This is a genomic window from Streptomyces sp. NPDC048171, from assembly GCF_043202655.1.
GTDB lineage: Bacteria > Actinomycetota > Actinomycetes > Streptomycetales > Streptomycetaceae > Streptomyces.
This window is the reverse complement of record NZ_JBIDAU010000007.1, coordinates 19,513-45,163: the sequence shown is the minus strand read 5'-3', so window position 1 is coordinate 45,163 and position 25,651 is coordinate 19,513. Positions and strand designations below refer to the sequence as shown.

The window sequence follows — 25,651 nt, the reverse complement described above, 5'->3', positions numbered from 1 at the left end:
ACGCTCCCCGGAGCCACGCCCGCACCGCCGCCCGCACCCTTCGCACCCTCCGAACCGGGAGCCGCACCATGCCGCCCACCGAGGCCGAACTCGCCGACGCCGTACACCGCGCGGCCCGCGCCGCCCTCCTCGACCTCTTCCGGGACCACCCCGACGACCGGTTCTACTACTGCACCCTCGTGACCTCCGGGGAGGCCTACGGCCCGGCGCTGTCCGCATGGTCCGTGGAGGCCCTGGCGGCGGAGGCGGCACGGCAGGGCTGCGCCCCGCTCGACCTCAAGTGGTCCTACGCCGACTCCCCGTTCTGCTGCTACGGCGAACGGCACCTGGAGCCCGTACGCCCCCTCTTCGAGGCCCGTGGCGAGCTCTTCGACCTGCCCGACGACGAGGCGGACGCGGAATTCGACCTGCGGCTGCGGGCGATGGAGACGGCCATGGCCCGGCTGGACGCCGAAGGGCTCTTCGGTACGGGCGCCGACCGTCACTCCGTCGTCGTCACCGTCGAGGTGCCCTCCGAAGCGGGCAACGCCGAGCGGGTGCTGCGGCTGAACCCGCCCCAGGCCCTGACGGAGTGGCGCGAGGAGGCCGCGGTGCCGGAGGACGTGTGACCGGCTCCGGCACGATCCCGCCCTGTTCTAGAGTGACTTCCGCCAGTGGCACGACGGACCTGTGAGGTACTCACCAGCCATGACGACCGAAACGTTTGAGTTCCAGGTAGAGGCACGTCAGCTCCTCCAGCTGATGATTCACTCCGTCTACTCGAACAAGGATGTCTTCCTGCGCGAGCTCGTCTCCAACGCCTCGGACGCGCTGGACAAGCTGCGCCTCGCCGCGCTGCGCGACGACGCCCCCGGCGCCGACGTGAGCGACCTGCACGTCGAGTTGGAGATCGACAAGGACGCCCGCACGCTGACGGTGCGGGACAACGGCATCGGCATGTCGTACGACGAGGTCACCCAGCTGATCGGCACCATCGCCAACTCGGGCACCGCCAAGTTCCTGCAAGAGCTGCGCGACGCCCAGGACGCCGCCGGGGCCGACGGGCTGATCGGCCAGTTCGGCGTCGGCTTCTACTCGGGCTTCATGGTCGCGGACGAGGTCACCCTGGTCACCCGGCACGCCGGTGAGACCCAGGGCACCCGGTGGACCTCGCGCGGCGAGGGCACGTACACCCTGGAGCGGCTCGACGAGGCCCCGCAGGGGACCGCCGTCACCCTGCACCTCAAGCCGGCCGACTCCGACGACCAGCTCCACGACTACACCTCCACCTGGAAGATCAGGGAGATCGTCAAGCGGTACTCGGACTTCATCACCTGGCCGGTTCGCCTGCTGCCGGAGCCGGGCGAGGACGCCGCCGAGGACCGCGAGCCCGAGACGCTCAACTCGATGAAGGCCCTGTGGGCGCGCCCGCGCGACGAGGTCTCCGACGAGGAGTACCACGAGCTGTACAAGCACATCGGCCACGACTGGCGGGACCCGCTGGAGACGATCCGGCTCCAGGCCGAGGGCACCTTCGAGTACCAGGCCCTCCTCTTCATCCCCTCGCACGCCCCGCACGACCTGTCCAGCCGGGGCTACCAGCGCGGCGTCCAGCTCTATGTGAAGCGCGTCTTCATCATGGAGGACTGCGAGGAACTGCTGCCGCCCTACCTCCGCTTCGTCAAGGGCGTCGTCGACGCCCAGGACCTCTCGCTCAACGTCTCGCGCGAGATCCTCCAGCAGGACCGCCACATCCGCATGATCCAGCGGCGGCTGACCAAAAAGGTGCTCGCCACCGTCAAGGACCTCGGGACCTCCGCGCCGGACCGCTACGCCACGTTCTGGCGGGAGTTCGGCGCGGTGCTGAAGGAGGGGCTGGTCACCGACTCCGAGAACCGGGACGCGATCCTCGCCGCCTGCTCGTTCGCGACCACGCACGACGCCGACGCGCCGACCACGCTCAAGAGCTACGTGGAGCGGATGAAGGACGGCCAGGACGACATCTACTTCATGACGGGCGAGTCCCGGCGGGCCATCGAGAACTCCCCGCACATGGAGGCGTTCCGGGCCAAGGGCGTCGAGGTCCTGCTGCTCACCGACCCCGTCGACGAGGTCTGGGTCGACGCGGTGGGGGAGTACGAGGGCAAGGCGCTGCGCTCGGTCGCCAAGGGCGACATCGACCTGTCCGGCACCGAGGAGGAGAAGAGCGGGGCCGAGAAGGAGAAGCAGGGCGAGGAGTACGCCGGGCTGCTCGGCTGGATGACGGAGCACCTGGGCGAGGACGTCAAGGAGGTCCGCCTCTCCTCCCGGCTGACGGTGTCGCCGGCCTGCGTCGTCTCCGACTCGGGCGAACTCACGCCCGCCCTGGAGAACATGTACCGGGCGATGGGCCAGGAGGTCCCCGAGGCCAAGCGGATCCTGGAACTCAACCCCGAGCACCGGCTGGTGAAGACCCTCAACCGGGCCTACGCCGACCGGCAGGACCGTACGGAACTCACCGAGACCGCGGAGCTGCTGCACACCCTCGCGGTGCTGGCCGAGGGCGGCCGGCCGAAGGAACCCGCCCGCTTCGTGCAGCTGATGGCGGACCGCCTGGAGCGCACCGTCTAGCGGCGCCCGCGGCCCGGGGCGCTTCGGCACGCCTGCCGCCCGCCATCCGCATGGCGAGACGGCCTGGCATCCGGAGCGCCCCGGTCCGTATATTCGCACGCATGTCTGCCCCGGCTCCGCTGCTGTGCCTCGCGCTCTTCGCGTGCTCGGCGTGGTGCGTCGACGACGGCCTCTGTCGCCGCTGAGACCGGACCGGCCGCGCGATCCGCGCCGCCGGTCCGCCAGCCCGTCCGCCGTCCCCGTGCACCACCCCGGAGATCTTCCGTGACCACCGCACCCCCTGCCGGGTCGCCCCCGGCCGCGCCGCCGCGCGCGTCCACCTCCCTCTTCGCCCCCGCTCCCACCTCCTCGTACCGGCCCGAGGCGCCGCCCCTGCCGCCGGTGCGGCGAACGCCCCTCGTGGTGTCCGGGCTGCTCGCGACCGTCCTGACGGCCTACGTGTGGTCCGCGCACGGCGCCAAGCCGGGCGTGCTGCTCCTGCTGGGCCTCGGCCTGGGTGTGGCCCTCTTCCACTCCCGGTTCGGCTTCACGTCGGCCTGGCGGCAGCTGGTCGCCGTCGGCAACGGCGCCGGGCTGCGCGCCCACGCCCTGCTGCTCGGCACCACGGCCACCCTGTTCGCCCTGCTCATCGGCACCGGGACCGGGTTGTTCGGCTCCCAGCCGGCCCCGTCCGCCGGACCGATCGGCGTCGGTCTGTTCGCCGGCTCGGCGCTCTTCGCGATCGGCATGCAGCTCGGCGGCGCCTGCGCCTCGGGCACCCTCTTCGCCGTCGGCTCGGGACAGACGTCGATCGTGCTGACCCTCGGCGGCTTCGTCGCCGGCGCCACGCTGGCCGCCTGGCAGTTCGACCTGTGGAAGGACCTCCCGGCCTGGGAACCCGTCGTGCTCTCCGACCACATCGGCTGGTTCGGCTCCTGGGCCGTGACCATCGGGGCGCTGCTCCTCGTGGTGCTGGTCACCCGGCGCGTCCAGGCCCGCCGGAACCCGCCGCCCCTGGGCACCGTGCCCTCGGCGCGCGGCGCCGCCCTGCGGGCCGTCCGGGGCTCCTGGCCGCTGGCCGCCGGTGCGCTCGCCCTGGCGGTGCTCGGCGCGGGCGTCCTGCTGGTCTCCGGCGGCGCCTGGGGCGTCACCAGCGCCTTCAGTCTGTGGGGGTCGGAACTGGTGGGCGCGCTCGGCGGGCACCCGGAGAACTGGACCTGGTGGCGGCAGCCCGGCAACGCCGAGATGCTCGCGGGCCCGGTCCTCGCCGACAAGACCAGCCTCACCGACATCGGCATCATGATCGGCGCGGCGGTCGCCGCCGCGGTCGGCGGCACCTGGGCGCTGCACCGGGGCATCCCCTGGCGCACGGCCCTCGCCGCGGTGCTCGGCGGCCTGCTGATGGGCGTCGGCGCCCGGCTGGCCGGCGGCTGCAACATCGGCGCCTACCTGGCGGGCATCGCCTCGGGCAGCCTCAGCGGATGGCTGTGGGGTGCCTTCGCCCTGGCGGGCACCTGGGTGGGTCTGAAGCTGCGCCCCCTGTTCGGCCTGGGCAACCCCAAGCCGGGCGACGGCGTCTGCTGAACGGGAAAGCCCGTGCGGCACAGGGGTCAGGCCTGTGCCGCACGGGCGGCTAAGAGGAGTGCCGGTCCGTGGTAGTGACGCGGGCGACGGCCTCCAGGGTGAGGTCGCGGCCGTGCGGCTCGCGGGCCAGGGCTCGGTGCAGTGTCAGGCCCTCGATCAGCGCGTCGAGCTGGCGGGCCGTGTCCGGGTCGAAGTGCTTCTCCAGGTGCACCCGGCTGCGCCGCATCCACTCGTGGGTCAGCTCCCGGTAGGCGGGCTGGCGCGCGGCGAGCGTGTACAGCTCCTGGGTGAGGATCAGGTCCCGCTGGCTGCCCTCCGACAGCTCGTGCACCAGGTCGGCCACCGCCGCGCGGGCCTCGTCGCGGTCGGCCGCGGCGCCGAGATACGCGTCGAAGACGGCGACGATGTGGTCCGTGAAGCGGCCGAACGCCTCCCGCAGCAGCTCCTCGATGCCGCTGAAGTGGTACGTCATCGAGCCCAGGGGGACCCCCGCGCGCGTCGCGATCTTCCGGTGGGAGACGCGTGCGATGCCCTCCTCGGCGATCAGGTCGAGGGTGGCGGCGATGATGCGCTCGCGGCGCTGCGGGTCCGTGTGTCCGGTAGCCATGGGAGCAGGCTTACACGTTCCGCACCGGCCGGGCGGGGTTGCCGACGGCGACGACGTTCGCGGGCACGTCCTTGGTGACGACCGCGCCCGCGCCGATGACCGAGTTGTCCCCGATGGTCACGCCGGGCAGCACGATGGCGCCGCCGCCCAGCCACACGTTGTCGCCGATGGTGATGGGCCGCGCCGCCTCCAGCTTGTCCCGCCGGGGGCCCGGCTCCAGCGGATGGGTCGGTGTCAGCAACTGCACGCTCGGGCCGATCTGGCAGTCCTCCCCGATGGTGATCGCCGCGACGTCCAGCGCGGTCAGGTTGCAGTTGACGAAGGTGCGCGCGCCGATCGTGATGTTGCTGCCGTAGTCGACGTACAGCGGGGGCCGTACGTGCGCCTCGGCGCCCAGCGAGCCGAGCAGCTCCGCGAGGACCGGCCGGGCGGCCGTGGCGTCCTCCGTGTACGCCGCCTGGTAGCGGGCGGCCAGCCGTACGGCCTCCTGCTGCCTGCGGGCGATCTCCGGGTCGTCGGCGATGTAGAGGTCGCCCGCCTGCATGCGTTCGAGGTTCGTGCGGGAGTCGCCCGCGAAGTGGTCCGTCGGCATGCGCACGATCCTACCCCTGAAGCGTACGAACGTACACTCTCGGCGGGTGCGGAGCCCGGAGGCCGACCCGTACGGCGGAGCCGCTCAGCGGCGCCGGGGCTGGAGCACTCCGGCGAGCAGCAGCACCAGGAGACCGGCGAGCGGCACGACCAGCAGCCCCACCCGCAGACTCGTCGCGTCGGCGACCAGGCCCACGACGGGCGGCGAGAGCAGGAAGCCCAGGCGCATCAGCCAGGAGACGATCGTCAGCCCCGAACCGGGCTTCAGGCCGGGCAGTTCGTCGGCCTCGTGCATCGCCGCAGGGACCAGGGTCGCCACCCCGAAACCGGCCGCGGCGAACCCGAGCACCGTCCCGGGCACCGTGGGCACGGCCAGCGCCAGACCCATGCCGACCGCGGCGATCAGCGCGCCGGAGCGGGCCACGGCGCGCTGGCCGAACCGGTCCACGAGCCGGTCCCCGATCAGCCGGCCGACGAACTGCGCCCCGACCAGGGCGACATAGCCGGAGGCGGCCAGCGCCACCGACGAGTGCAGCGAGTCGGAGAGGTAGAGGGTGGCCCACGAACTGCCCGCGTCCTCGACCAGTGTGCCGGCCGTGGCGATGAGGACGAGCGCCGCCAGCGCGTAGTGGATCCGCGCGCCCGTGGCCGGGGCCGGCGCCGTCCGCCGCGTCCCGTCCCCGCCGTCCTCCTCCTCGGCCGTCTCGGTCTCCGGGCCCGGCAGGCAGAACCGCAGCGCCACACAGGCCGCCACCGCGAACACCATGCCGGAGAACAACAGATGCTGGCCCCGGGGCACGCCGAGCGCGATCGCGCCGGCGGCCATGGAACCGCCCGTGACGGCGCCGATCGACCAGATGGCGTGGAAGGAGTTGATGATGGAGCGTCCGTAGCGCCGCTGCACCCGCAGGCCGTGCGCGTTCTGCGCGACGTCGGTGAACGCGTCCATCGCGCCCGCCAGGAACAGCGCCCCGGCGAACACCACGACCGACTCCGCCAGTCCGGCGGCCAGGATCCCCACACCGGTCAGCAGCGTGCCGCCGACCGCCACCCGCGCCGAGCCGAACCGGCGGACGAGTATCCCGGCCGCGAGCCCGGCCGCGATCGCGCCCGCCGGGAACGCGGCCACGGCCAGCCCGTAGGCGGCGTTGCCGATCCCGAGGTCCGCCTTGATCTGCGGATAGCGCGGCAGCAGGTTGGCGAAGAGCGCCCCGTTGGTGAAGAAGAGCACGGCGACGGCCACCCGGGCCCGCCGGTCGGCCGGGGCGGCCCGGCGCAGTACGTCGACAGTCATGCGCGGAGCCTACAGGCGCGAGCGTACGAACGTACACTCTGCTCCGGGTCCCTGCCGAAAACCGATGTCGTGCCGGCGCCGTCGCGGCGATCATGGGACCGATCCATGCCGCCCCGACCGTGAGGAACCACCGCCATGCCCGTGCCCGCAGACCCGACGGTGCTCCACCCGATGCCCGAGCACCCGCGAGTGGTGCTCCTCAGACCGCTGGTGAAGTCCCCGCTCATCGAGGTGGGGGAGTACTCCTACTACGACGACCCCGACGACGCGACGGCTTTCGAGACCCGCAACGTGCTCTATCACTACGGCCCGGAGAAGCTCGTGATCGGCAGGTTCTGCGCGCTGGGCACCGGCACCCGGTTCCTCATGAACGGCGCCAACCACCGGATGGACGGCCCCTCGACCTTCCCCTTCCCCAGCATGGGCGGCTCCTGGTCCGAGCACTTCGACCTGCTCACCGGCCTGCCAGGCCGGGGGGACACCGTCGTCGGCAACGACGTCTGGTTCGGCCACGGCGCCACCGTCATGCCCGGGGTCCGCATCGGCCACGGCGCGATCGTCGGCGCGGGCTCCGTGGTCACCCGGGACGTGCCCGACTACGGCATCGTCGGCGGCAACCCGGCCCGGCTGGTGCGTACCCGCTTCAGTGACGAGGACGTGGCCCGGCTGCTCGCGGTGGCCTGGTGGGACTGGCCCGTCTCCCTCATCACCGAGCACGTCCGGACGATCATGTCCGGCACCATCGAGGACCTGGAGGCGGCGGCTCCGCGCGGCAGGCGTGGATGACCGCGCGCCCCGCCCGCGCGAACAGGTCGGCACCAGGCCGGCAGCCCCTCCGGTGCCGCCGCTCCGTTTGCGGAGGTACCGGCATCGGGTTTCCGTGGAGTGGTCGCGTCGCCCGTCCCGGGAGCTGTCATGTCGATGTCGTCGTTCGGTTTCGGCTCGTCCGATCCCTTCAGTGACCTGCTGAACCGCTTCTTCGGCATGTCCCCCGCCTCGTCGCCGCCGGCGGTCCAGCGCGTGCCGATCGGCCGGCTGCTGACCGAGTCCTCCCGGGAACTGCTCAACCTGGCCGGACGGCGGGCCCTGGAGGACGGGACGTCCGACCTGGACACCGAGCACCTGCTGTGGGCGGCCACGCAGGTCGAGCCCGCCCGCGGCCTGCTCGCCCGGGCCGGCGCCGACCCGGACGCCCTCGGGTCCCAGATCGCCGAGGTGCTGCCCCGCGAGGCGGTCGAGCCCTCCGCGGAACCGGGCCTCACCCCGGCCGCCAAACGCACCCTCGCCACCGCCTACGCCCGCTCCCAGGCGGCCGGCGTCTCCTACATCGGCCCCGAGCACATCCTCGGCGCGCTGCTCGACGGCGGCGACAGCGGCGCGGCCCGGCTGCTGAGCGCGGAGGGCCAGGACGTCACGAAACTGGCGGGGCTGACGGAGCAGGCCGGCCGCGCCGAGGCCGCCCCCGGCGAGAACGGCGCCCGGCAGCCGGCCACGACGCTCGACGAGTTCGGGCGGGACCTGACGGAGGAGGCGAAGGCCGGGAAGCTCGACCCGGTCGTCGGACGGGCCGAGGAGATCGAGGAGACCGTCGAGATCCTCTCCCGGCGCTCCAAGAACAACCCCGTGCTGATCGGGGAGCCCGGGGTCGGCAAGACCGCGATCGTCGAGGGCCTCGCCCAGCGCATCGTCGCCGGGGAGGTCCCCGACACCCTCAAGGACAAGCGGGTCGTCGTGCTCGACCTGTCCGCCATGGTGGCGGGCGCCCAGTACCGCGGACAGTTCGAGGAGCGCCTGAAGAAGGTCATCGAGGACGTCCAGCAGGCCCGCGGCGAGATCATCCTGTTCATCGACGAACTCCACACCGTGGTCGGGGCCGGCGCGACCGGCGAGGGCTCGATGGACGCCGGCAACATGCTCAAGCCCGCCCTCGCGCGCGGTGAGCTGCACGTGGTGGGCGCGACCACCATCGACGAGTACCGCAAGTACGTCGAGAAGGACGCGGCCCTCGAACGCCGCTTCCAGCCCGTGATGGTGCCGGAGCCCAGCGTCGAGGAGACGGTGCAGATCCTCGAGGGCCTGCGGGACGCGTACGAGGCGCACCACCAGGTCCGCTTCGCCGACGGCGCCCTGGCGGCCGCGGCGGAACTCTCCGACCGCTACGTCAGCGACCGCTTCCTGCCCGACAAGGCCATCGACGTCATGGACCAGGCGGGCGCCCGGGTGCGGCTGCGCAGCGCCGCCCGCTCCACCGAGGTCGTCGGCCGCGAGGACCGCATCGCCGAACTGCGCCGGGAACAGGAACAGGCCGTCGCCGCCGAGGACTACGACCGGGCGGGCACCCTCAAGCAGGAGATCGCCGAGGCCCAGGGCGAACTCGCCGGCATCGAGGAGCGGCGCGAGGGCGTCGTCTCGGTCACCGCCGACGACATCGCCGACGTGATCTCCCGGCGCACCGGCATCCCCGTCTCCCAGCTGACGGCCGGCGAGAAGGAGCGGCTGCTCAAGCTGGAGGAGGAGATGCACGCCCGGATCGTCGGCCAGGACGAGGCCGTCGGCGCCGTCTCCCGGGCCGTGCGCCGCAACCGGGCCGGCATGGGCGACCCGAACCGCCCCGTGGGCTCCTTCCTCTTCCTCGGCCCCACCGGCGTGGGCAAGACGGAGCTGGCCAAGACCCTCGCCGAGCTGCTGTTCGGCGAGGAGAGCCGCATGGTCCGCTTCGACATGAGCGAGTTCCAGGAGAAGCACACCGTCGCCCGCCTCGTCGGCGCGCCCCCCGGATACGTCGGCTACGAGGAGGCGGGCCAGCTCACCGAGAAGGTCCGCCGGCAGCCCTACAGCGTGGTCCTGTTCGACGAGGTCGAGAAGGCCCACCCCGACGTCTTCAACACGCTGCTCCAGATCCTCGACGACGGGCGCCTCACCGACGCCCAGGGCCGCACCGTCGACTTCCGGCACTGCGTCGTCATCATGACCTCCAACATCGGCGCCCACCGCATCCTCGACCACAAGGGCGACGTCTCCGACCTCAAGGACGAGCTGATGGAGGAGCTGCGGACCAGGTTCCTCCCGGAGTTCCTCAACCGCATCGACGACATCATCGTCTTCCACGGCCTCACCGAGCAGGACCTCTCCCGGATCGTCGACCACCTGCTGGCCCAGAGCGAGCGTCGGGTGCACGCGCAGGGCATGACCCTGAAGGTCACGGAGGCCGCCAAGAAGCTGCTGATCGCCCACGGCCACCAGCCGGAGTTCGGCGCCCGCCCGCTGCGCCGCACCATCCAGACCGAACTGGACAACCGCATCGCCGACCTGCTGCTGGGCGGCGAGGCCGACCCCGGCGACACCATCGTCGCCGATGTCGTCCAGGACTCCCTCCACTGCACGGTCACCAAGGGCGACGCCGCCGGGGCCGGGAAGGCGGACGAGGCATGACCGCCGTCGACGAGACGATCGAGGTGGCGGTGCCGGTGCGGGCCGCCTACGACCAGTGGACCCAGTTCAAGAGCTTCCCGAGGTTCACGGCCACCGTGCTCCGGGTCGAGCAGGTCAGGCCCGCCCTCATCCAGTGGGTCGTCGGCCGCGGGCCGGTGCGCCGCGAGTTCGCCACCGAGATCGTCGAGCAGGTGCCCGACTCGCACCTCGTCTGGCGCGGACTCGGGCGCCGGCCCCGCCACCGGGGCGAGGTGCGCTTCCGGGCCGCCGGTGACGGGCGCACGGCGATCACGGTGCGCCTGTGGATCGAGCCGCGCGGTCCCCTCGGCCTGCTCGCCGCCGTGCCCGGGGCGGCGCGCCGGGTGGTGCGCCGGGAGCTGGCGAACTTCGGGACGTTCATCGAGGGCCACGGACAGGCCGGCGGGGGCTGGCGGGGAACCATCCGGGGCGGCCAGGTCCGGCCGCAGGAGCCGGAGCCGCCCAGGAGCCGGGTAGCGGGCTGGCCGGTGGGCTGAACGTCGCAGGACCCAGGACGAACAGGGAACGAGAGGCGATCGTCGGATGAAGAAGCCCCCCAGGGAAGACCCCAGGGACGACCTGAAGGTCACGCCCCCCAAGACGTGGGCCGCGGGTGTCCCCGCCGTGGTGCACGCGCTGGAGTACTCCCTGGAGCAGGCCGGCCCGCGGGAGACCGCGGTGGACCTGCTGACGATGAACCAGGTCGGCGGCATCGACTGCCCGGGCTGCGCCTGGGCGGATCCCGCCCCGGGCCACCGGCACCGCAACGAGTACTGCGAGAACGGTGCCAAGCACATCAACGACGAGGCGACGACCCGGCGGATCACCGCCGAGTTCTTCCGCGAGCACCCGGTCTCCGACCTGGCCGACCGCTCCGACCTGTGGCTGAACCAGCAGGGACGCCTCACCGAGCCGATGGTCAAGCGGCCCGGATCCGACCACTACGAGCCGATCAGCTGGTTCGACGCCCTCGGCCTGCTGGCCGACGAGCTGAAGAAGCTCGGCACCCCCGACGAGGCGGTCTTCTACACCTCGGGCCGGGTCAGCAACGAAGCCGCCTTCGTCCTCCAGTTGTTCGCCCGCGCCTTCGGCACCAACAACCTGCCCGACTGCTCCAACATGTGCCACGAGTCCAGCGGTTTCGCCCTGCACGAGACCCTCGGCACCGGCAAGGGCACGGTCAGCCTCCAGGACCTCCACCACGCCGATCTGATCTTCCTGGTGGGTCAGAACCCCGGAACCAACCACCCACGGCAGCTGTCCGCGCTGGAGGAGGCGAAGCGCAACGGCGCCCGCGTCGTCGCCGTGAACACGCTGCCCGAGGCCGGACTGATGCGGTTCAAGAACCCGCAGAAGGCGAGCGGGGTGATCGGACGCGGCGTCGAGATCGCCGACCGCTTCCTCCACATCCGCGCCGGCGGCGACCTGGCCCTCTTCCAGGCGCTGAACCGGCTGCTCCTGGAGGCCGAGGACGCCCGACCGGGCGAAATCCTCGACCACGAGTTCATCCGCGACAGCACCAGCGGCTTCGAGGAGTTCGCCGAGCACGCGCGCGGCGTCTCCTGGGCGGACGTGCTCACCGCGACCGGGCTGACCCGCGGCGAGATCGAGGACGTCCGCGACGACGTCCTGCGCAGCGAACGGGTCGTCGTCTGCTGGGCGATGGGCGTCACCCAGCACAAGCACGGCGTTCCCACCATCCGGGAGATCGTCAACTTCCTGCTCCTGCGCGGCAACCTGGGCCGGGCCGGAGCCGGCGCCTGCCCGGTGCGCGGCCACAGCAACGTCCAGGGCGACCGCACCATGGGCATCTGGGAGCAGATGCCCGACTCCTTCCTCGACGCCCTGCGCGACGAGTTCGGCTTCGACCCGCCGCGCGCCCACGGCCTGGACTCGGTGAACACCATCAGGGCGATGCGCGAGGGCCGCGTCAAGGTCTTCCTGGGCGTCGCCGGCAACTTCGTCCGCGCCGCCCCGGACAGCGCGGTCACCGAGGACGCGATGCGGCGCTGCCGCCTGACCGCCCACATCTCCACCAAGCTCAACCGGTCCCACGCGGTCTGCGGCGACACCGCGCTCATCCTGCCGACCCTCGGCCGGACCGAACGCGACCACCAGGCCGGCGGCGAGCAGTTCGTCACCGTGGAGAACTCGATGAGCGAGGTGCACACCTCCCGGGGACGGCTGAAGCCCGCGTCCCCGCTGCTGCTCAGCGAGGTCGCGATCCTGTGCCGGCTCGCCCGCCGCACCCTCGACGAGAGCCGCGCCGGTCTGCCGTGGCAGGAGTTCGAGGCCGACTACGGCGCCGTCCGCGACCGGATCTCCCGGATCGTGCCGGGCCTGCACGACTTCAACCGGCGCGTGGCACGCCCCGGCGGCATCAGGCTGCCGAACCCGGTCAACGAGGGCGTGTTCCGCACCGGCACCGGCAAGGCACGCTTCACCGTCAACGCCTGCCAGATGCCGTACGTGCCCGAGGGCCACCTGCTGCTGCAGACCCTGCGCTCCCACGACCAGTGGAACACCGTCCCCTACACGCCCAACGACCGCTACCGCGGCATTCACGGCAGCCGCCGCGTGGTGCTCGTCAACCCGGCGGACCTGACCGCCCTCGGCCTGGCCGAGAAGGACCGGGTCGACCTGGTGAGCGTCTGGCACGACGACGCCGAGCGCCGCGCCGAGGGGTTCGAGGTGGTCCCGTACCCGACGGCACGCGGCTCCGCCGCCGCGTACTACCCGGAGACCCAGGTCCTCGTCCCGCTGGACAGCGTGGCCGACATCAGCAACCAGCCCACCTCCAAGGCGGTCCTGGTCAGACTGGAACGGGCGGCGCCCACGGGGACCTGACCGCCGCATGCTGAGACGGCCGCCCGTGCGGGAATGACATGATCGACCGCTTCGTTGGCACCTGTCATGCCCGTATCTTCCGCACGGACCCCGGCCGCCCGCATGCCGCTCGCCGTCTACATCCTCGGCCTCTCCGTCTTCGCGCTCGGCACCAGCGAGTTCATGCTTTCCGGGCTGCTGCCGCCCATCGCCGACGACATGGACGTGTCGATCCCGCAGGCCGGTCTGCTGATATCGGCGTTCGCGATCGGCATGGTGGTCGGCGCGCCCCTGCTCGCGGTCGCGACCCTGCGGCTGCCCCGGAAGACCACGCTGGTCGCGCTGATCTCGGTGTTCGGCCTCGGCCAGGTCGCGGGCGCGCTCGCGACGTCGTACGAGATCCTCTTCGTCTCCCGGGTGGTGAGCGCGCTCGCCTGCGCCGGTTTCTGGGCCGTGGGAGCCGCCGTCGCCATCGCGATGGTGCCGGTCACCAGCCGGGCCCGCGCGATGGCCGTGATGATCGGCGGACTGTCGATCGCCAACGTCCTCGGCGTCCCCGCGGGCGCCTTCCTCGGCGAGCACCTCGGATGGCGGTCCGCGTTCTGGGCGGTCGGCGCCGCCTCCGCCGTCGCCCTCGTCGGTGTGGTGACCCTCATCCCGCGCATCCCGCTGCCCGAGCGCCGCCCCCGGCTCAAGGGTGAGCTGGCGATCTACCGGGACCGTCAGGTCTGGCTGTCGATCGTGGTGACCGCGCTCGCCGCCGGCGGCGTGTTCTGCGCCTTCTCCTACCTGTCGCCGCTGCTCACCGACGTGGCCGGGCTGGCGGAGGGGTGGGTGCCCACGGTGCTGGCGCTGTTCGGGGTCGGCGCGCTGATCGGCACCACGATCGGCGGCCGGGTCGCCGACGCGCACCTGTTCGGCGTCCTGCTCTCCGGCATCACCGCCTCGACCGTACTGCTGGCCGCGCTGGCCCTGTTCGCGTCCAGCCCGGCCGTCGTGATCGTCCTGTCGCTGCTGCTGGGCGTCTCCGCGTTCTACACGGCTCCGGCCCTCAACGCGCGCATGTTCAACGTCGCCGGCGCCGCACCCACCCTCGCGGGCGCGACCACCACCGCCGCGTTCAACCTCGGCAACACCGGTGGTCCTTGGCTGGGCGGCACCGTGATCGACGCCGACTTCGGATACGCCGCCACCGCCTGGGCGGGCGCGGCCATGACCGTCGTCGCGATCGGCTTCGTCGCCGTCTCGCTGCGCCTGCACAGCAGGTCGCGCATCGTGGCGGGCTCCGCGACCGCCGAGCCCGCGGGCGCGGAACCGAGCCGGCAGCGGGCGTGACCCGCCGGGTGGACTAGGGGTTCCCCTCCCGTGGGACCGCCGGATCGTCCGCGGCCCGTGCGCAGCGGTCGGCGAGGCGGGCGAACGCCGCCCGGAGCGCCGGCGGACCGACGGCCTCGACGTCCGCGTCGAAGGCGCTGAACGCGGCGGCGAGAGCGGGCCACGACCAGGATCCCAGGCCGACCCGGCAGCGGTCCGGGCCGAGTTCCTCCACGGTGCCCTCGGCGACGTGGGGGACCACGGCGGAGGCGGGCAGGCGGAGGACTGCCTCCCCCCGGCAGGGCCACTCGGGGGAGGTCTCCAAGCCCCGGAACCTGCCCGTCAGGAACGCGGCCACGTCGTCGCCGGGCAGCCGCCTCGGTGTGAAGCGGGGACCGGTGGGCGTCCGCGGGGTGATCCGGTCGGCCCGGAACACGCGCCAGTCGTCCCGGTCGAGGTCCCAGGCGACCAGGTACCAGCGGCCACCGCGGACGGCGAGGTGGTGGGGCTCCACCCGGCGCGGCGCCACCACGGCGTCTCCGGCGTCCGCGGGGTGGGCCGGGTACGCCGGGGTGTGGTCGAAGCGCAGCACCTCCCGGGCCCGCACGGCGGCGCCGATCGCGAGGAGGACCCCGGTGCCCGCCCGGGGATCCGGCCCGGTCGCGGACCGCTCGACGGCCGTGACCTGGAAGGCGTCGATCCGGTGCCGCAGCCGCTCCGGCATGATCTGGCGCAGGGTGTTGAGGGCGCGTGCCGCACCCTCCTCGATGCCGGCCCCCGTGACGGCGGCGGTGCGCAGGGCGACGACGAGCGCGACCGCCTGTTCGTCGTCGAACAGCAGCGGAGGCAGACGGGTGCCGGCGTCCAGCCGGTAGCCGCCGTCGGGGCCCTTGACCGCCCTGACGGGGTAGCCCAGCTCACGGAGCCGGTCCACGTCGCGGCGCAGGGTGCGCGGGCTGATGTCCAGCCGCTCCGCCAGCAGCGGCCCCGGCCAGTCCCGGCGCGCCTGGAGCAGCGAGAGCAATGAGAGCAGCCGGGCCGAGGTCTTCTGCATGTCCGCCATGCTGCCGCAGGTAGCGGCCACATCCTGACCGCTATGTTCTCCAGAGTGGGAGGCACGGGGTCCGAACGGGTCCCCCGGGCGGCCCACCGGCGTGGGGTGTCCGACCGTGTCCGCGACAGGCGAGGAGCCCATCGTGTCCGTCAGAGCAGTGACCCACCTCAACTTCCGGGGTGACGCCCGCGAGGCCCTCACCTTCTACGCGTCCGCGTTCCGCGGCGACGTGGCCGTGGTGACGTACAAGGACGCCGGGAGCGTCCAGGACCCCGCCGAGGCGGACCAGGTGATGTGGGGCCAGGTGTCCACCGCCGACGGCCCGTGTGTGATGGCGTACGACGTGCCCTCCGGCCTGCCGTGGAACCAGGGCGAGAACGCCTTCTTCGTCTCGCTCCGGGGCGACGGCCCCGACGGTGCCGACGGGATCTGCGCGTACTGGGAGAAGCTGGCCGAGGGCGCGACCGTGCTGCGGCCCCTGGCACCCGCCGAGTGGGCGCCGCTCTACGGCATGCTGCGCGACCGCTTCGGCGTCACCTGGGTCCTGGACGTCGCGGGCGAGTACCGGGCGTGAGCGTGCTCGACGCCCGGGCACTGGGCCGCGCGACCCTCGCCCGGCAACTGCTGCTCGACCGCGCGGACGCCCCCGTCCTGGACACCGTCGCGCACCTCGGCGGCCTCCAGGCGCAGGAGCCGCAGGAACCGTTCGTGGGGCTCTGGTCGCGGCTGCGCGGCTTCCGGCCTGCGGAGCTCTCCGACCTGCTGACCGGACGTCGGGTGGTACGCACCCACCTCATGCGCCGCACCGTCCACCTCGTCACCGCCGAGGACGCCCTTGCCTGGCGGCCCCGCCATGACGCCATGCTGCGCGCCCGCGTCCTCGGCACCTACCGCCGGGAACTCGAAGGGGTCGACCTGGCCGAGCTGGCGGCGGCGGGGCGGGCCGTGATGTCCGACGGCGAGCCCCGCTCGATGGGTGACCTGGCCCGGGCGCTCGCCGACCGCTGGCCGGAACCGGGACCCCGGGCCCTGGGGGAGATGCTGGTCGCCGCGCTGATCCCGATGGTGCAGCTGCCCCCGCGGGGACTGTGGCGCACCCGGGCGGGCGTGCGCAACGCCCCGTTCACCGCCTGGCTGGGCCGCGACGCCGACCCGCCGGCCCCGCCGGGCACCGACCCGGTCGGGGAGACGCTGGTACGGCGCTACCTCGCCGCGTTCGGCCCCGCCGCCTCGGCGGACCTGCGCGCCTGGTGCGGACTCGCCGGACTGCCGGCCGCGGTCACCGCCGTACGCGGGGAACTGGTCGCCTTCCGCGACGAACGGGGCCGGGAACTGCTGGACCTCCCCGAAGCCCCGCGCCCCGACCCCGGCACCCCCGCCCCGGTGCGGTTCCTCCCGGCGTTCGACAACGTGATCCTCGGCTACCAGGACCGGAGCCGGATCATCGACGACGAGCACCGGGGCCTGTCCGTCGCCGGAGCCCGCGTCGTCCTGGTCGACGGCCGGGTCTCCGCGACCTGGACCGTCGAGGAAGGCACGGTGAGCGTCACCCCGCTGCGCCGCCTCTCCCGGGCGGACCGCACGGAGGTCGCCGAGGAGGGGCGGGCCCTGGCTGCCTTCCTCTCCGACGGGGACGGCGACCGGATCCGGGTCGGCGCGGCACCGCCCTGAACGGCGGGCGGCCGAAGCCGCGCCCCGGCTCCACCGGTGCCGTGGGCCCCCCGAGGTGAGGGTCGACTGCCGCCGCCACCTCGGCGGTCACGGACTTCGGCTGCCCGCGGCAACGGAATGCGGCGTACACGGACCGCCGTGATCTACACCCGGGGGAGAGGAGAACGGGGGAGCACTACACCCCTCGCAGTACGCCGGTCCAGCCCCAGGGTCGGATCAATTTCGAAAATCTGCGGGCGAGCATGGATGAGTACCCCGGTCAGCGCCTCGGCCTTCCCCCCATGTGCCGGGTCTTCGTCCTGCTCGTAACCCGACGGATTGGTCTCAGGTGGCTACGTTTCTCTATCGACTCGGCCGAAGGGCGTTCCGGCGCCGCGGCCTTGTCGCCCTGCTGTGGGTGGCCATACTCGTGGGCGCCGGTGTCGCGGCGTCCACCGCGCCCGCCCCGCCCGAAGACTCCTTCTCCATGCCCGGCACCGAGTCGCAGAAGGCGTTCGACCTGCTCGGCGAGCAGTTCCCGGCCGCCAGTGCCGAGGGCGCCACCGCGCGGGTCGTGATCCGGGCCCCCGACGGCGAGAAGATATCCGGCCCGGCCGGCAAGGACCAGGTCGAGGAACTGGTCGCCGCTCTCGGGAACGGCCCGCAGGTCGCCTCGGTCGACGATCCGTTCAAGGCGAACGCCGTCAGCGAGGACGGCACCACGGCGTACGCCTCCGTGACCTACAAGGTCAACGCCATGGAGCTGACCGACGAGGCCCGGGACGCGCTCACCACCGCCACCGACGACGCGCGCGAGGGCGGGTTCACCGTCGAGACCGGCGGGGACGCGGTCATGGCGGAGCAGGAGATGGGCGGCACCGCCGAACTGATCGGCATCGGCGTCGCCGCGATCGTGCTCCTGCTGACCTTCGGCTCACTGGTCGCGGCCGGCATGCCGCTGCTCTCGGCGATCATCGGGGTCGGGATCGGCATCTCCGCCATCGGGGCGCTCGGCAGCACGCTGGAGCTGTCCGCCACCACCTCCACGCTGGCCATGATGATCGGCCTCGCGGTCGCCATCGACTACGCCCTGTTCATCGTCTCCCGCTACCGCGCGGAGATCTCCGAGGGCCGCACCCCCGAGGACGCCGCGGGACGCGCCGTCGGCACCGCGGGTTCCGCCGTGGTCTTCGCCGGACTCACCGTCGTCGTGGCCCTGGCCGGACTCGCGGTCGTCAACATCCCGATCCTCACGAAGATGGGCCTGGCCGCCGCCGGCACCGTAGGCATCGCCGTACTGATCGCGCTCACCCTCACCCCGGCGCTGCTCGGCTTCGCCGGCCGCAGGGCGCTCAGCCGCAAGGACCGCAAGGCGGCCGCCACGGAGCGGACCGCCCCCGCCAAGCCCAAGCTCGGCACCCGCTGGGCCCGGTTCGTCCTGCGGCGTCCGGTGACCGTGCTGCTGACCGCCGTCCTCGGCCTCGGCGTGATCGCCGTGCCGGCCGCCGGCATGGAGCTGGGCCTGCCCGACGAGGGCAGTTCGGCACCGGACACCACGCAGCGCAAGGCGTACGACATGCTGTCCGACTCGTTCGGCGCCGGGTTCAACGGTCCGCTGATGGTCACCGTCGACGCCAAGGACGCCGACGCCCCGAAGGCAGCCGCCGACAGCGTCGCGGACCGGATCACCGGCCTCGGCGAGGCCGCGGCCGTCACTCCGGCCAGGTTCAACGAGCAGGGCGACACCGCCGTCCTCACCGTGGTGCCCAAGACCGGCCCGAGCGACGCCGCCACGGAGTCGCTGGTCCGGGACATCCGCGCCCTCTCCGGCGACATCAAGGCCGACACCGGCGCGACCATGCTCGTCACCGGCGCGACCGCGATGACGATCGACTTCTCGCAGACCCTGGACGACGCGCTCATCCCGTACCTGGCGCTGGTCGTCGGACTCGCCTTCCTGCTGCTGATGCTGGTGTTCCGCTCGATCCTCGTCCCGCTCAAGGCCGCCCTGGGCTTCCTGCTGTCGGTCGCCGCGGCGCTCGGCGCGGTGGTCGCGGTCTTCCAGTGGGGCTGGCTCGCGGACGTCTTCGGGGTGGACCAGCCGGGCCCGATCATGTCGATGATGCCCATCTTCATGATCGGCGTGGTCTTCGGCCTCGCCATGGACTACGAGGTCTTCCTCGTGACCCGCATGCGGGAGGCGTACGTCCACGGATCGTCCGCCGCCGACTCCGTCACCACCGGCTTCACCCACGGCGGCCGGGTGGTCGCGGCGGCCGCGATCATCATGATCAGCGTCTTCTCCGGCTTCATCATGGAGAACGACGACATGATCAAGATGATGGGCTTCGGCCTCGCCATCGCCGTGCTCTTCGACGCCTTCGTGGTCCGCATGGCCATCGTGCCCGCGGTGCTCGCCCTGCTCGGCACCAAGGCGTGGTGGCTGCCCAAGTGGCTGGACCGCATCCTGCCGAACGTCGACGTGGAGGGCGAGAAGCTGCACAAGGAACTGGGCGACACCCCGCCGCCCGCGGAGCCCGCGCGCGAACCGGAGACGGCCGGGGTCTGACCCCGCGCGCCCCGCGCCTCACGCGTGCGGCCCCGGTGCCCGGAGGTTCGGGCACCGGGGCCTTCGCGTCGCCTCAGAGGTCCCGGGCGGAGTCGGTGAGCGCCTCGTCGAGGACGGCCACGCCGCGGGCGATCTCCTCGTCGCTCGCGGTCAGCGGCGGCGCGATACGGAAGATGCCGCCCATTCCCGGGAGCTGGACGATGTTCATGTGCAGCCCCAGCTCGTAGCAGCGCCGGGTGACGGCGGCGCCGAGACGGTCGGCGCCGCCGTCACCGAGCACGTCGTCCCCGACCAGTTCCATGCCGAGCAGCAGCCCCCGGCCGCGGACGTCGCCGACCACCTTGTGGCGCTCGGCGAGCCCGTCGAGGCCGTCGCGCAGTACGCCGCCGAGCCGCCGCGCACGCTCGTCGAGCCGGTCGCGCACCAGGATGTCGAGGACGGTGTTGCCGACGGCGGCCGGCAGCGGGTCGTTGACGTGGGTGGTGAAGAACAGGAACCCGCGTTCGTGCGCCCGCCGCTCGATCTCCGCGCCGGTCAGCACGGCGGCCAGCGGGAGCCCCGCGCCGAGCGTCTTGGACAGCGTCAGGATGTCCGGCACCACGCCGTCGTGCTGGAAGGCGTACCAGTCGCCGGTGCGGCACAGCCCGGTCTGTGCCTCGTCCACGATCAGCAGCATGCCCCGCTCCCGGCACTTCTCCGCCAGCGCGGCGAGATAGCCCGGCGGGAGTTCGACGACGCCGCCCGAGGAGAGGATCGGCTCGACCAGGCACGCCGCGAGACTCCCGACCGACTGGGCGTCGATCATCTCGAATCCCAGGTCGAGCTGGCGGCGCCAGTCCAGCTCGCCGTCCGAGCCGACGACGGAGGGGCGGTGGCGGTCCGGCACCGGCAGCGCGAAGTTGCCGGGCGCCGCGGGGCCGTAGCCCTTGCGCCCGGCGCTGTAGGTGGCGTTCGCGGCGGCCTGGGTCATGCCGTGCCAGGACCGGGCGAAGGAGACGATCTCGTGCCGCCCGGTGACGAGCTTCGCCATCCGCACGGCGGCCTCGTTCGCCTCCGCCCCGGTGGTCAGGAGCAGCGCCTTGTCCAACGGCTCGGGCAGCGTGCCCGCCAGCCGCCGGGCCAGTTCGACGACCGGCCGGCTGAGCATGCCGCTGTGCAGGTGGTCGAGGTGGGCGACCTGCTCGCGCACGGTCGAGACGATCGCCGGATGGGAGTGGCCGAGGATGGCACTCATCTGGCCCGAGGTGAAGTCGAGCAGTTCACGACCGCTCTCGGTGAAGACGGAGGTGCCCGCGGCCCGGACGACGACCTCCGGCGAGAACGGTGCGTGGCCGGAGTAGCGGATGAGGTGGCGCCCCGGATCGGTGCCGGGAGTCTCGGAAGGCATGCGACCGACGGTAGGGACGCGGCACTGCGCGTGTCCATCGCACAGTTTCGACGCTGCTGTACGTCATCCCCGTACAATCGCGGCGTGCTCAACTCGGGACGGCTGCACCTCCTCGGCCTGCTGGACACGCTCGGTACCGTCCGCGCGGTCGCCGACACACTGCATCTGAGCGCGTCGACGGTCTCCCAGCAGCTGGCGGTGCTGGAAACGGAGACCCGCTGCCGGCTGATCGAGCGGACCGGGCGGCGCGTGCGGCTCACACCGGCCGGACTCCTGCTGGCCCGCCGGGGCCGGGAGATCCTCGACCGGATGGCCGAGGCCGAGGCGGAACTGCGCGCGCTGAACGACGAGCCGATCGGCACCGTCCGGCTCGGCGTCTTCCAGAGCGCGATCTACAGCCTCGCGGTCCCGGCGGCGGCCCGCCTGGCCACCACCCACCCGCACCTGCACGTCGAACTCGTCGAGATGGAGCCGCACGAGAGCGGACCCGCCCTGCGCTCGGGCGACGCCGACGTCATCGTCACCACCACCGACTACACCGGCCTCTCCTGGGGCGCGGACCTCGACATCGTCTCGCTGGGCAGCGACTCGGTCGTGCTGGTCCTGCCCGTGGGCCACCCGCTGGCCTCCCGCGCGGCGGTGAACCTCGCGGCCTGCGAGGAGGAGACCTGGGCGTGCGACCGGCCCCAGTCGTACATGGCCGACCTGACGCTGCGGCTGTGCCGCGAGGCGGGGTTCGAACCCCGGGTGGCCTGCCGCTTCAGCAACTACCTGATGCTGCTGCGGCACGTCGAGACGACGGGATCGATCGCCCTGCTGCCCGCCCTGGCCGTCACACCGGAACACGCCGTGCTCACCCGGCGGCTCAGCCCGGCGGTGCACCGCAACGTCGTCGTCGTGGTACGCCGGGGCACCCCCCGGCGTGCGGCGGTCGGCGCCGTCATCGCCGCGCTCCGCGACCACCCCGAGATCCCCGCCCTCGCCGCCCCGCAAGCCGTCCCCGAACGGCGCGACGGCCGAGCGTGAAGGCCGCGCGCCCACCCGGTCACGCGGCGGGTATCCGCCGGTGGATGTCCTCGATCATCATCCGCACCGAGGATTCGAAGACCTCGGCCTGGTGCTCGCCGAGGAAGCCGGTGTGCCCGAACACCTCCAGGACGACCAGGCCGTGCAGGTGGCCCCACGCGCTCAGGAAGAGCGACGTCGCGGCGGGCGGCAGCCCCCCCTGGGCGTCCGCGGGGAGGAGGGCCAGCCGCTCCTGGAACGGGGCCGAGAGCGGCGGGACCTCGGCCGCGGCCAGCTGCGCCGTGGTGAAGCCGTCGAACAGCTCGCGCTGGAAGATCGCGCCCATCCGGCGGACGGCCCGGGTGGTCGGTCCTTCGGCCGGTGCGGCGTAGTACCTGAGCGGCGTCCCGTAGAGGAGCTGGAAGCGCTCGGGATGGGCGATGCCCCAGTCGCGGTACGTCCCGGTCACCAGCAGCAGGCGCGGGGTGGACGGGTCCTCGGCCTCGCTGTCGGCGGCCGCCTGCAACGCGTCGGCCAGATCGTCGTAGGCCTTGGTGACGAGGGCCGTCACGAGGGCGTCCCGGTTCGGGAAGTAGTGGTAGAGCGCCTGCACCGTCATCCCCAGACTGCGGGCGACCGCCCGCAGGGACAGGGCCGCGGGTCCGTGCAGGCCGATGTGTTCCTCGGCGGCGTCCAGGATCTCCCGGGCCGCCGCGGCCCGGCGCCGCTCGCGCAGTGAGGGGGAGGGCGCGGGGGATGGCGGTGTGGGTCGCTCTGTGGGCATGGGGCGACCCTACGGCGCCGGTACCTGATGACACATCAAGAATTCGAACACTGTCAGGGGGATCCCGGGCCTCCGGGTCCCGGACGTGGCCTCAGGAGCCCGTGGAGGCGGCCCCCTCGGTCCCGGCCTCCCCGGCCGGCCGGAACTCCACGGCGACGACGCCGTCGACGCTCCTGCAGTGCTCCTCGAGGGCCGGCGCGGACACATGGCCCGGCAGCCGGCCGCTGAGCACGACATGCCCGTGAGCCACGTCCACCTGCACCGACGACGGGGCCAGACCGAGCGTCTTGACCAGGGCCTCCTCGATGATCTCGGTGCGGATGGCCCGGTCCGCGCGCAGGAAGACCCGCAGCAGGTCACTCCTGCTGACCACTCCGATCAGCCGCCCGTCGGCGTCGACGACCAGCAGCCGCTTGATGCCGTGCCGCGCCATCAGCCGGGCGGCGTCGACGACGCTCCAGTCCTCCTGGGCGCACAGCGGGGGAGAGGTCATCAGCCCCGCCGCGTCGGTGGCGGACGCCTTGCGCCCCGCCGACCGGGACCACTCCTCGTAGCCGGGGGAACCGTCGGGTTCCGTGCCCCACATCTTCTGGAGGAGGTCCGCCTCCGACACCACCCCCACGGGCCGGTTCTCGTCGTCGACCACCGGGACGGCCGTGATGTCGTACTCCAGCAGCAGGTGGGCGATCTCCTTGAACGGTGTGCCGTGCTGGACGCGGATCACGGCGTCGCTCATCAGGTCGCGCACCTTCTGGTGTTTCATGAAGGGTCTTCTCCTCCGCTGCCGGCCCGAGTCGGCCGGCGTCCGTCCTTCTTACCTGTGCGAACGTGCCGCCCGCCCCCCGAGTGCCCTCCTCTCAGGCACGGGGACCGATCAGGAGCAGCGCGATGTCGTCGTCGGGGGCCGGCGCGTGCCGTATGAGGGTGTCGGCCATCTCGTCGAGGTCGGCCGGGTCACCGGCCTCGAGGAGCCCGGCCAGGGCGGCTATCGCGTCGTCGAGGTCGACCCCCGGAGCCTCGACGAGCCCGTCCGTGTAGAGCGCGAGCACGCTGCCCGGCGGGAGCGGGAACTCCAGCGACGTGTAGCGGGTGTCCGGCTCGATGCCCAGCAGCAGGCCCGGCGGCACCCGAAGGGCTTCCATGCGCCCGTCGGCGTGGCGTATGAGGGGCGGCGGGTGACCGGCCAGGGCCACACAGGCGCGGTGCGTGGCGAGATCGAGGTGGACGTAGGCGCAGCTGGTGAACAGGTCGGGGTCCAGGTCGGTGAGCAGCCGGTTGGTGCGGGCCAGTACGTCGTCGGGGGGCACCCCCGCGGTGGCGTTGGCGTGCACGGCCGTGCGGACCTGTCCCATGAGCGCGGCGGCGTCCACGTTGTGGCCCTGCACGTCGCCGATGGTGGCGGCCGCCGTGTGCTCGTCGAGGCGGATGAGGTCGTAGAAGTCGCCGCCGACGCCCAGGCCACTGGCGGCCGGAAGGTAGCGGGCGGCGACGTTCAGCCGGGGCACGCGGGGCAGGGTGTGCGGCAGCAGGGCGGACTGGAGGCGGTGGGCGAGGTGGTGCTTGGCGTCGTAGAGACGGGCGCGCTCCAGGGCCTGGCCGACCAGCCCCGCGAGCGAGGTGAGCGCGGCCCGTTCAGCGGGCGGGAAGACGTGCGGCCGCGCGTAGGCGAGAAGCAGGGACCCGATGGGGCGGCCGGACGCGATCAGCGGCAGTACCGCCCACGCGGCCATGCCGTCCTCGTGCACGGTGGCCGGGTAGGCCTCGCGGAGTTCGTCGAAGGTCGTCCAGAACCCCGGGACGCCGGTGGCCATGACGTCGACGCCGGGGATGGCCGAGTCGAGAGGGCCTGCGTCGTACTGCTCCAGGAGTTCGGCGCGGAACCCGCGCTGGCCGACGATCCTCAGCCGGCCGTCCTCCGGGGCCATCACCACCATGGCCTGGGCGCCGAGCGCCGGCATCAACTGGTCCGCGGTCTGCTCGACCACGTCCTGCACGGCCACGGCCTCGGTCAGGGTGGAGGCCAGATGCATCAGGTGGTAGAGCACAGTGGAGCGGCTGGGCCCGGCGGTCGGCACCGAGCGGGCCGTGGGGCCTTCCTCGTCCGGGGCGTCCGGGGCGCTCCGGACGACGCGGACGCTGAGCCCGGTGGCGTCCGGGTACAGCTCGAAGGCCAGCCAGGTGTCCGGCGGCCGCAGCACGGTGAAGGCCTGCGGAAGGCGGCTGACCAGCGCGGCCCGGTAGCGGTCCTCGACGTGAGGGACGTCCATCCAGGGCAGCGCCTCCCACGGCAGGGCGCCCACCAGGTCGGCCCGGTCGGCGCCGAGCAGCGCGGCCGCGCCCGGGGTGACGAAGGTGACGCGCCCCTCCAGGTCCAGCGCGCAGGACCCGCCCGGCAGGCGGTCCACGAAGGCGGACCGCGCCGCCGCCTCGAACGGGGCCGGGGTGCGGGGAGTGGGCGGCCGGAGCACCCGGGGCCGGTCCGCGGCCACCAGCGGCCCGTCACGGTCCACCACCTCCTGGACGATGCGGCCCAGACGACGGCAGCCCTCCTCGACGACCTCGCGTTCGCCCGCGGTCAGCCGCGCGCCGTGGTCCCCGGGCCACAGCAGCACCAGCCCGCCCCGGACGGCGTTCTCCGAGACGAGCGGGACGGCCGCCAGCGCGAAGTCGTAGGGCAGGACGAGGGCGACCCGCGGGTACTGGCGGGCCATGTCCTCCCGCCCGCTGCCCCACACCAGACGGCGCTCGCGGACGGCGTCCGCCACGGGCGTCGGATCGGCCAGTCCCACCCGCCGCCACGGAGCGGCCATCTCCCGGGGCACCCCCGCCACCAGGACCTGCCACAGGGCATCGTCACCCGGGTGCAGTACGTACAGCAGCCCCCCGTAGGCGCCGCTGTCCCGCACCACGGCGGCCATCGCGGAGTCCATCAGCCGTCCGCCCGGCGCCACCACCGCGGGACCGCCCG

The 25,651-nt window shown here is 73.0% G+C and carries 20 protein-coding genes; 12 read left to right on the top strand and 8 right to left on the bottom strand.

The genetic code is table 11. The features are described from left to right. Positions 1–68 precede the first annotated feature (68 nt). The 3 genes from ACGF3J_RS20235 to ACGF3J_RS20225 all read left to right on the top strand — a co-directional run bounded on the left by ACGF3J_RS20235 (position 69) and on the right by ACGF3J_RS20225 (position 4,152). A complete protein-coding gene (locus tag ACGF3J_RS20235) occupies positions 69–608 on the top strand; it encodes a DUF4303 domain-containing protein (protein ID WP_161326072.1) in 540 nt (179 codons plus the stop codon). 79 nt (positions 609–687) lie between these two features. Next, on the top strand, positions 688–2,589 hold the full coding sequence (htpG, locus tag ACGF3J_RS20230) for a molecular chaperone HtpG (protein WP_161326071.1): 1,902 nt from the start codon (positions 688–690) through the stop codon (positions 2,587–2,589). Positions 2,590–2,853: 264 nt separating this feature from the next. Next, entirely contained in the window at positions 2,854–4,152 is a 1,299-nt protein-coding gene (locus ACGF3J_RS20225) for a YeeE/YedE family protein (protein WP_393854439.1), read from the top strand. Between the two features lie 49 nt (positions 4,153–4,201). Here the strand turns inward: ACGF3J_RS20225 and ACGF3J_RS20220 are convergent, their stop codons facing one another. The 3 genes from ACGF3J_RS20220 to ACGF3J_RS20210 form a co-directional block, all read right to left on the bottom strand. After that, positions 4,202–4,759 (bottom strand): TetR/AcrR family transcriptional regulator, encoded by a 558-nt coding sequence (locus ACGF3J_RS20220; protein WP_161327757.1) that lies wholly within the window; start codon positions 4,757–4,759, stop codon positions 4,202–4,204. 10 nt (positions 4,760–4,769) lie between these two features. After that, positions 4,770–5,351 (bottom strand): sugar O-acetyltransferase, encoded by a 582-nt coding sequence (locus ACGF3J_RS20215; protein ID WP_161327756.1) that lies wholly within the window; start codon positions 5,349–5,351, stop codon positions 4,770–4,772. An 84-nt stretch (positions 5,352–5,435) separates the two neighbouring features. Beyond that, positions 5,436–6,644: an MFS transporter gene (locus ACGF3J_RS20210; RefSeq protein ID WP_161327755.1), complete on the bottom strand. Its 1,209-nt coding sequence runs from the start codon at positions 6,642–6,644 to the stop codon at positions 5,436–5,438. A 135-nt stretch (positions 6,645–6,779) separates the two neighbouring features. Here ACGF3J_RS20210 and ACGF3J_RS20205 point away from each other — a divergent pair, with 135 nt between their 5' ends. From ACGF3J_RS20205 to ACGF3J_RS20185, 5 genes are all read left to right on the top strand, one after another. After that, a complete protein-coding gene (locus tag ACGF3J_RS20205) occupies positions 6,780–7,430 on the top strand; it encodes a CatB-related O-acetyltransferase (protein ID WP_161327754.1) in 651 nt (216 codons plus the stop codon). A 129-nt stretch (positions 7,431–7,559) separates the two neighbouring features. Further along, positions 7,560–10,076, top strand: coding sequence for an ATP-dependent Clp protease ATP-binding subunit (locus ACGF3J_RS20200; RefSeq protein WP_161327753.1), 2,517 nt, complete (start codon positions 7,560–7,562; stop codon positions 10,074–10,076). Continuing rightward, positions 10,073–10,591: an SRPBCC family protein gene (locus ACGF3J_RS20195; protein ID WP_161327752.1), complete on the top strand. Its 519-nt coding sequence runs from the start codon at positions 10,073–10,075 to the stop codon at positions 10,589–10,591. Before ACGF3J_RS20200 ends, ACGF3J_RS20195 begins: the two co-directional genes overlap by 4 nt. Before the next feature lie 46 nt (positions 10,592–10,637). Further along, complete coding sequence (locus tag ACGF3J_RS20190) at positions 10,638–12,941, top strand: FdhF/YdeP family oxidoreductase (RefSeq protein WP_161327751.1); 2,304 nt, start codon at positions 10,638–10,640, stop codon at positions 12,939–12,941. 102 nt (positions 12,942–13,043) lie between these two features. After that, on the top strand, positions 13,044–14,255 hold the full coding sequence (locus tag ACGF3J_RS20185; RefSeq protein WP_161327759.1) for a Cmx/CmrA family chloramphenicol efflux MFS transporter: 1,212 nt from the start codon (positions 13,044–13,046) through the stop codon (positions 14,253–14,255). Positions 14,256–14,268: 13 nt separating this feature from the next. Here ACGF3J_RS20185 and ACGF3J_RS20180 read toward each other — a convergent pair whose 3' ends face one another. Next, positions 14,269–15,288, bottom strand: a complete 1,020-nt coding sequence (locus ACGF3J_RS20180) for a helix-turn-helix transcriptional regulator (protein ID WP_393854438.1) — start codon at positions 15,286–15,288, stop codon at positions 14,269–14,271. 142 nt (positions 15,289–15,430) lie between these two features. Here ACGF3J_RS20180 and ACGF3J_RS20175 point away from each other — a divergent pair, with 142 nt between their 5' ends. The 3 genes from ACGF3J_RS20175 to ACGF3J_RS20165 all read left to right on the top strand — a co-directional run bounded on the left by ACGF3J_RS20175 (position 15,431) and on the right by ACGF3J_RS20165 (position 19,507). After that, positions 15,431–15,862 (top strand): VOC family protein, encoded by a 432-nt coding sequence (locus tag ACGF3J_RS20175; protein WP_393854437.1) that lies wholly within the window; start codon positions 15,431–15,433, stop codon positions 15,860–15,862. Continuing rightward, entirely contained in the window at positions 15,859–16,959 is a 1,101-nt protein-coding gene (locus ACGF3J_RS20170; protein ID WP_393854436.1) for a winged helix DNA-binding domain-containing protein, read from the top strand. The genes ACGF3J_RS20175 and ACGF3J_RS20170 overlap by 4 nt, the downstream gene beginning before the upstream one ends. A 328-nt stretch (positions 16,960–17,287) precedes the next feature. After that, the gene (locus ACGF3J_RS20165; RefSeq protein WP_161326329.1) at positions 17,288–19,507 is read left to right on the top strand and encodes an MMPL family transporter; all 2,220 of its coding nucleotides are present in this window, start codon (positions 17,288–17,290) and stop codon (positions 19,505–19,507) included. 73 nt (positions 19,508–19,580) lie between these two features. On the opposite strand, the gene ACGF3J_RS20160 is transcribed toward ACGF3J_RS20165, so the two are convergent. After that, positions 19,581–20,894 (bottom strand): aspartate aminotransferase family protein, encoded by a 1,314-nt coding sequence (locus ACGF3J_RS20160; RefSeq protein ID WP_393854435.1) that lies wholly within the window; start codon positions 20,892–20,894, stop codon positions 19,581–19,583. A gap of 84 nt (positions 20,895–20,978) precedes the next feature. Here ACGF3J_RS20160 and ACGF3J_RS20155 point away from each other — a divergent pair, with 84 nt between their 5' ends. Next, a complete protein-coding gene (locus ACGF3J_RS20155) occupies positions 20,979–21,920 on the top strand; it encodes a LysR substrate-binding domain-containing protein (RefSeq protein WP_161331453.1) in 942 nt (313 codons plus the stop codon). 19 nt (positions 21,921–21,939) lie between these two features. Here the strand turns inward: ACGF3J_RS20155 and ACGF3J_RS20150 are convergent, their stop codons facing one another. From ACGF3J_RS20150 to ACGF3J_RS20140, 3 genes are all read right to left on the bottom strand, one after another. Next, on the bottom strand, positions 21,940–22,683 hold the full coding sequence (locus tag ACGF3J_RS20150) for a TetR/AcrR family transcriptional regulator (protein WP_161331452.1): 744 nt from the start codon (positions 22,681–22,683) through the stop codon (positions 21,940–21,942). Between the two features lie 91 nt (positions 22,684–22,774). Next, positions 22,775–23,446: a CBS domain-containing protein gene (locus ACGF3J_RS20145; protein ID WP_161331451.1), complete on the bottom strand. Its 672-nt coding sequence runs from the start codon at positions 23,444–23,446 to the stop codon at positions 22,775–22,777. Between the two features lie 94 nt (positions 23,447–23,540). Further along, positions 23,541–25,613, bottom strand: a complete 2,073-nt coding sequence (locus tag ACGF3J_RS20140; RefSeq protein WP_393854434.1) for a SpoIIE family protein phosphatase — start codon at positions 25,611–25,613, stop codon at positions 23,541–23,543. Positions 25,614–25,651 lie beyond the last annotated feature (38 nt).

What these genes read in the sequence shown, in the direction of transcription:
- ACGF3J_RS20235 (WP_161326072.1), top strand. Translation starts at nt 69, where the DNA reads ATGCCGCCCACCGAGGCCGAACTCGCCGACGCCGTACACCGCGCGGCC.
- htpG (WP_161326071.1), top strand. Translation starts at nt 688, where the DNA reads ATGACGACCGAAACGTTTGAGTTCCAGGTAGAGGCACGTCAGCTCCTC.
- ACGF3J_RS20220 (WP_161327757.1), bottom strand. Translation starts at nt 4,759, where the DNA reads ATGGCTACCGGACACACGGACCCGCAGCGCCGCGAGCGCATCATCGCC.
- ACGF3J_RS20215 (WP_161327756.1), bottom strand. Translation starts at nt 5,351, where the DNA reads ATGCCGACGGACCACTTCGCGGGCGACTCCCGCACGAACCTCGAACGC.
- ACGF3J_RS20210 (WP_161327755.1), bottom strand. Translation starts at nt 6,644, where the DNA reads ATGACTGTCGACGTACTGCGCCGGGCCGCCCCGGCCGACCGGCGGGCC.
- ACGF3J_RS20205 (WP_161327754.1), top strand. Translation starts at nt 6,780, where the DNA reads ATGCCCGTGCCCGCAGACCCGACGGTGCTCCACCCGATGCCCGAGCAC.
- ACGF3J_RS20200 (WP_161327753.1), top strand. Translation starts at nt 7,560, where the DNA reads ATGTCGATGTCGTCGTTCGGTTTCGGCTCGTCCGATCCCTTCAGTGAC.
- ACGF3J_RS20195 (WP_161327752.1), top strand. Translation starts at nt 10,073, where the DNA reads ATGACCGCCGTCGACGAGACGATCGAGGTGGCGGTGCCGGTGCGGGCC.
- ACGF3J_RS20190 (WP_161327751.1), top strand. Translation starts at nt 10,638, where the DNA reads ATGAAGAAGCCCCCCAGGGAAGACCCCAGGGACGACCTGAAGGTCACG.
- ACGF3J_RS20185 (WP_161327759.1), top strand. Translation starts at nt 13,044, where the DNA reads ATGCCGCTCGCCGTCTACATCCTCGGCCTCTCCGTCTTCGCGCTCGGC.
- ACGF3J_RS20180 (WP_393854438.1), bottom strand. Translation starts at nt 15,288, where the DNA reads ATGCAGAAGACCTCGGCCCGGCTGCTCTCATTGCTCTCGCTGCTCCAG.
- ACGF3J_RS20160 (WP_393854435.1), bottom strand. Translation starts at nt 20,894, where the DNA reads ATGCCTTCCGAGACTCCCGGCACCGATCCGGGGCGCCACCTCATCCGC.
- ACGF3J_RS20150 (WP_161331452.1), bottom strand. Translation starts at nt 22,683, where the DNA reads ATGCCCACAGAGCGACCCACACCGCCATCCCCCGCGCCCTCCCCCTCA.
- ACGF3J_RS20145 (WP_161331451.1), bottom strand. Translation starts at nt 23,446, where the DNA reads ATGAAACACCAGAAGGTGCGCGACCTGATGAGCGACGCCGTGATCCGC.
- ACGF3J_RS20140 (WP_393854434.1), bottom strand. Translation starts at nt 25,613, where the DNA reads ATGGACTCCGCGATGGCCGCCGTGGTGCGGGACAGCGGCGCCTACGGG.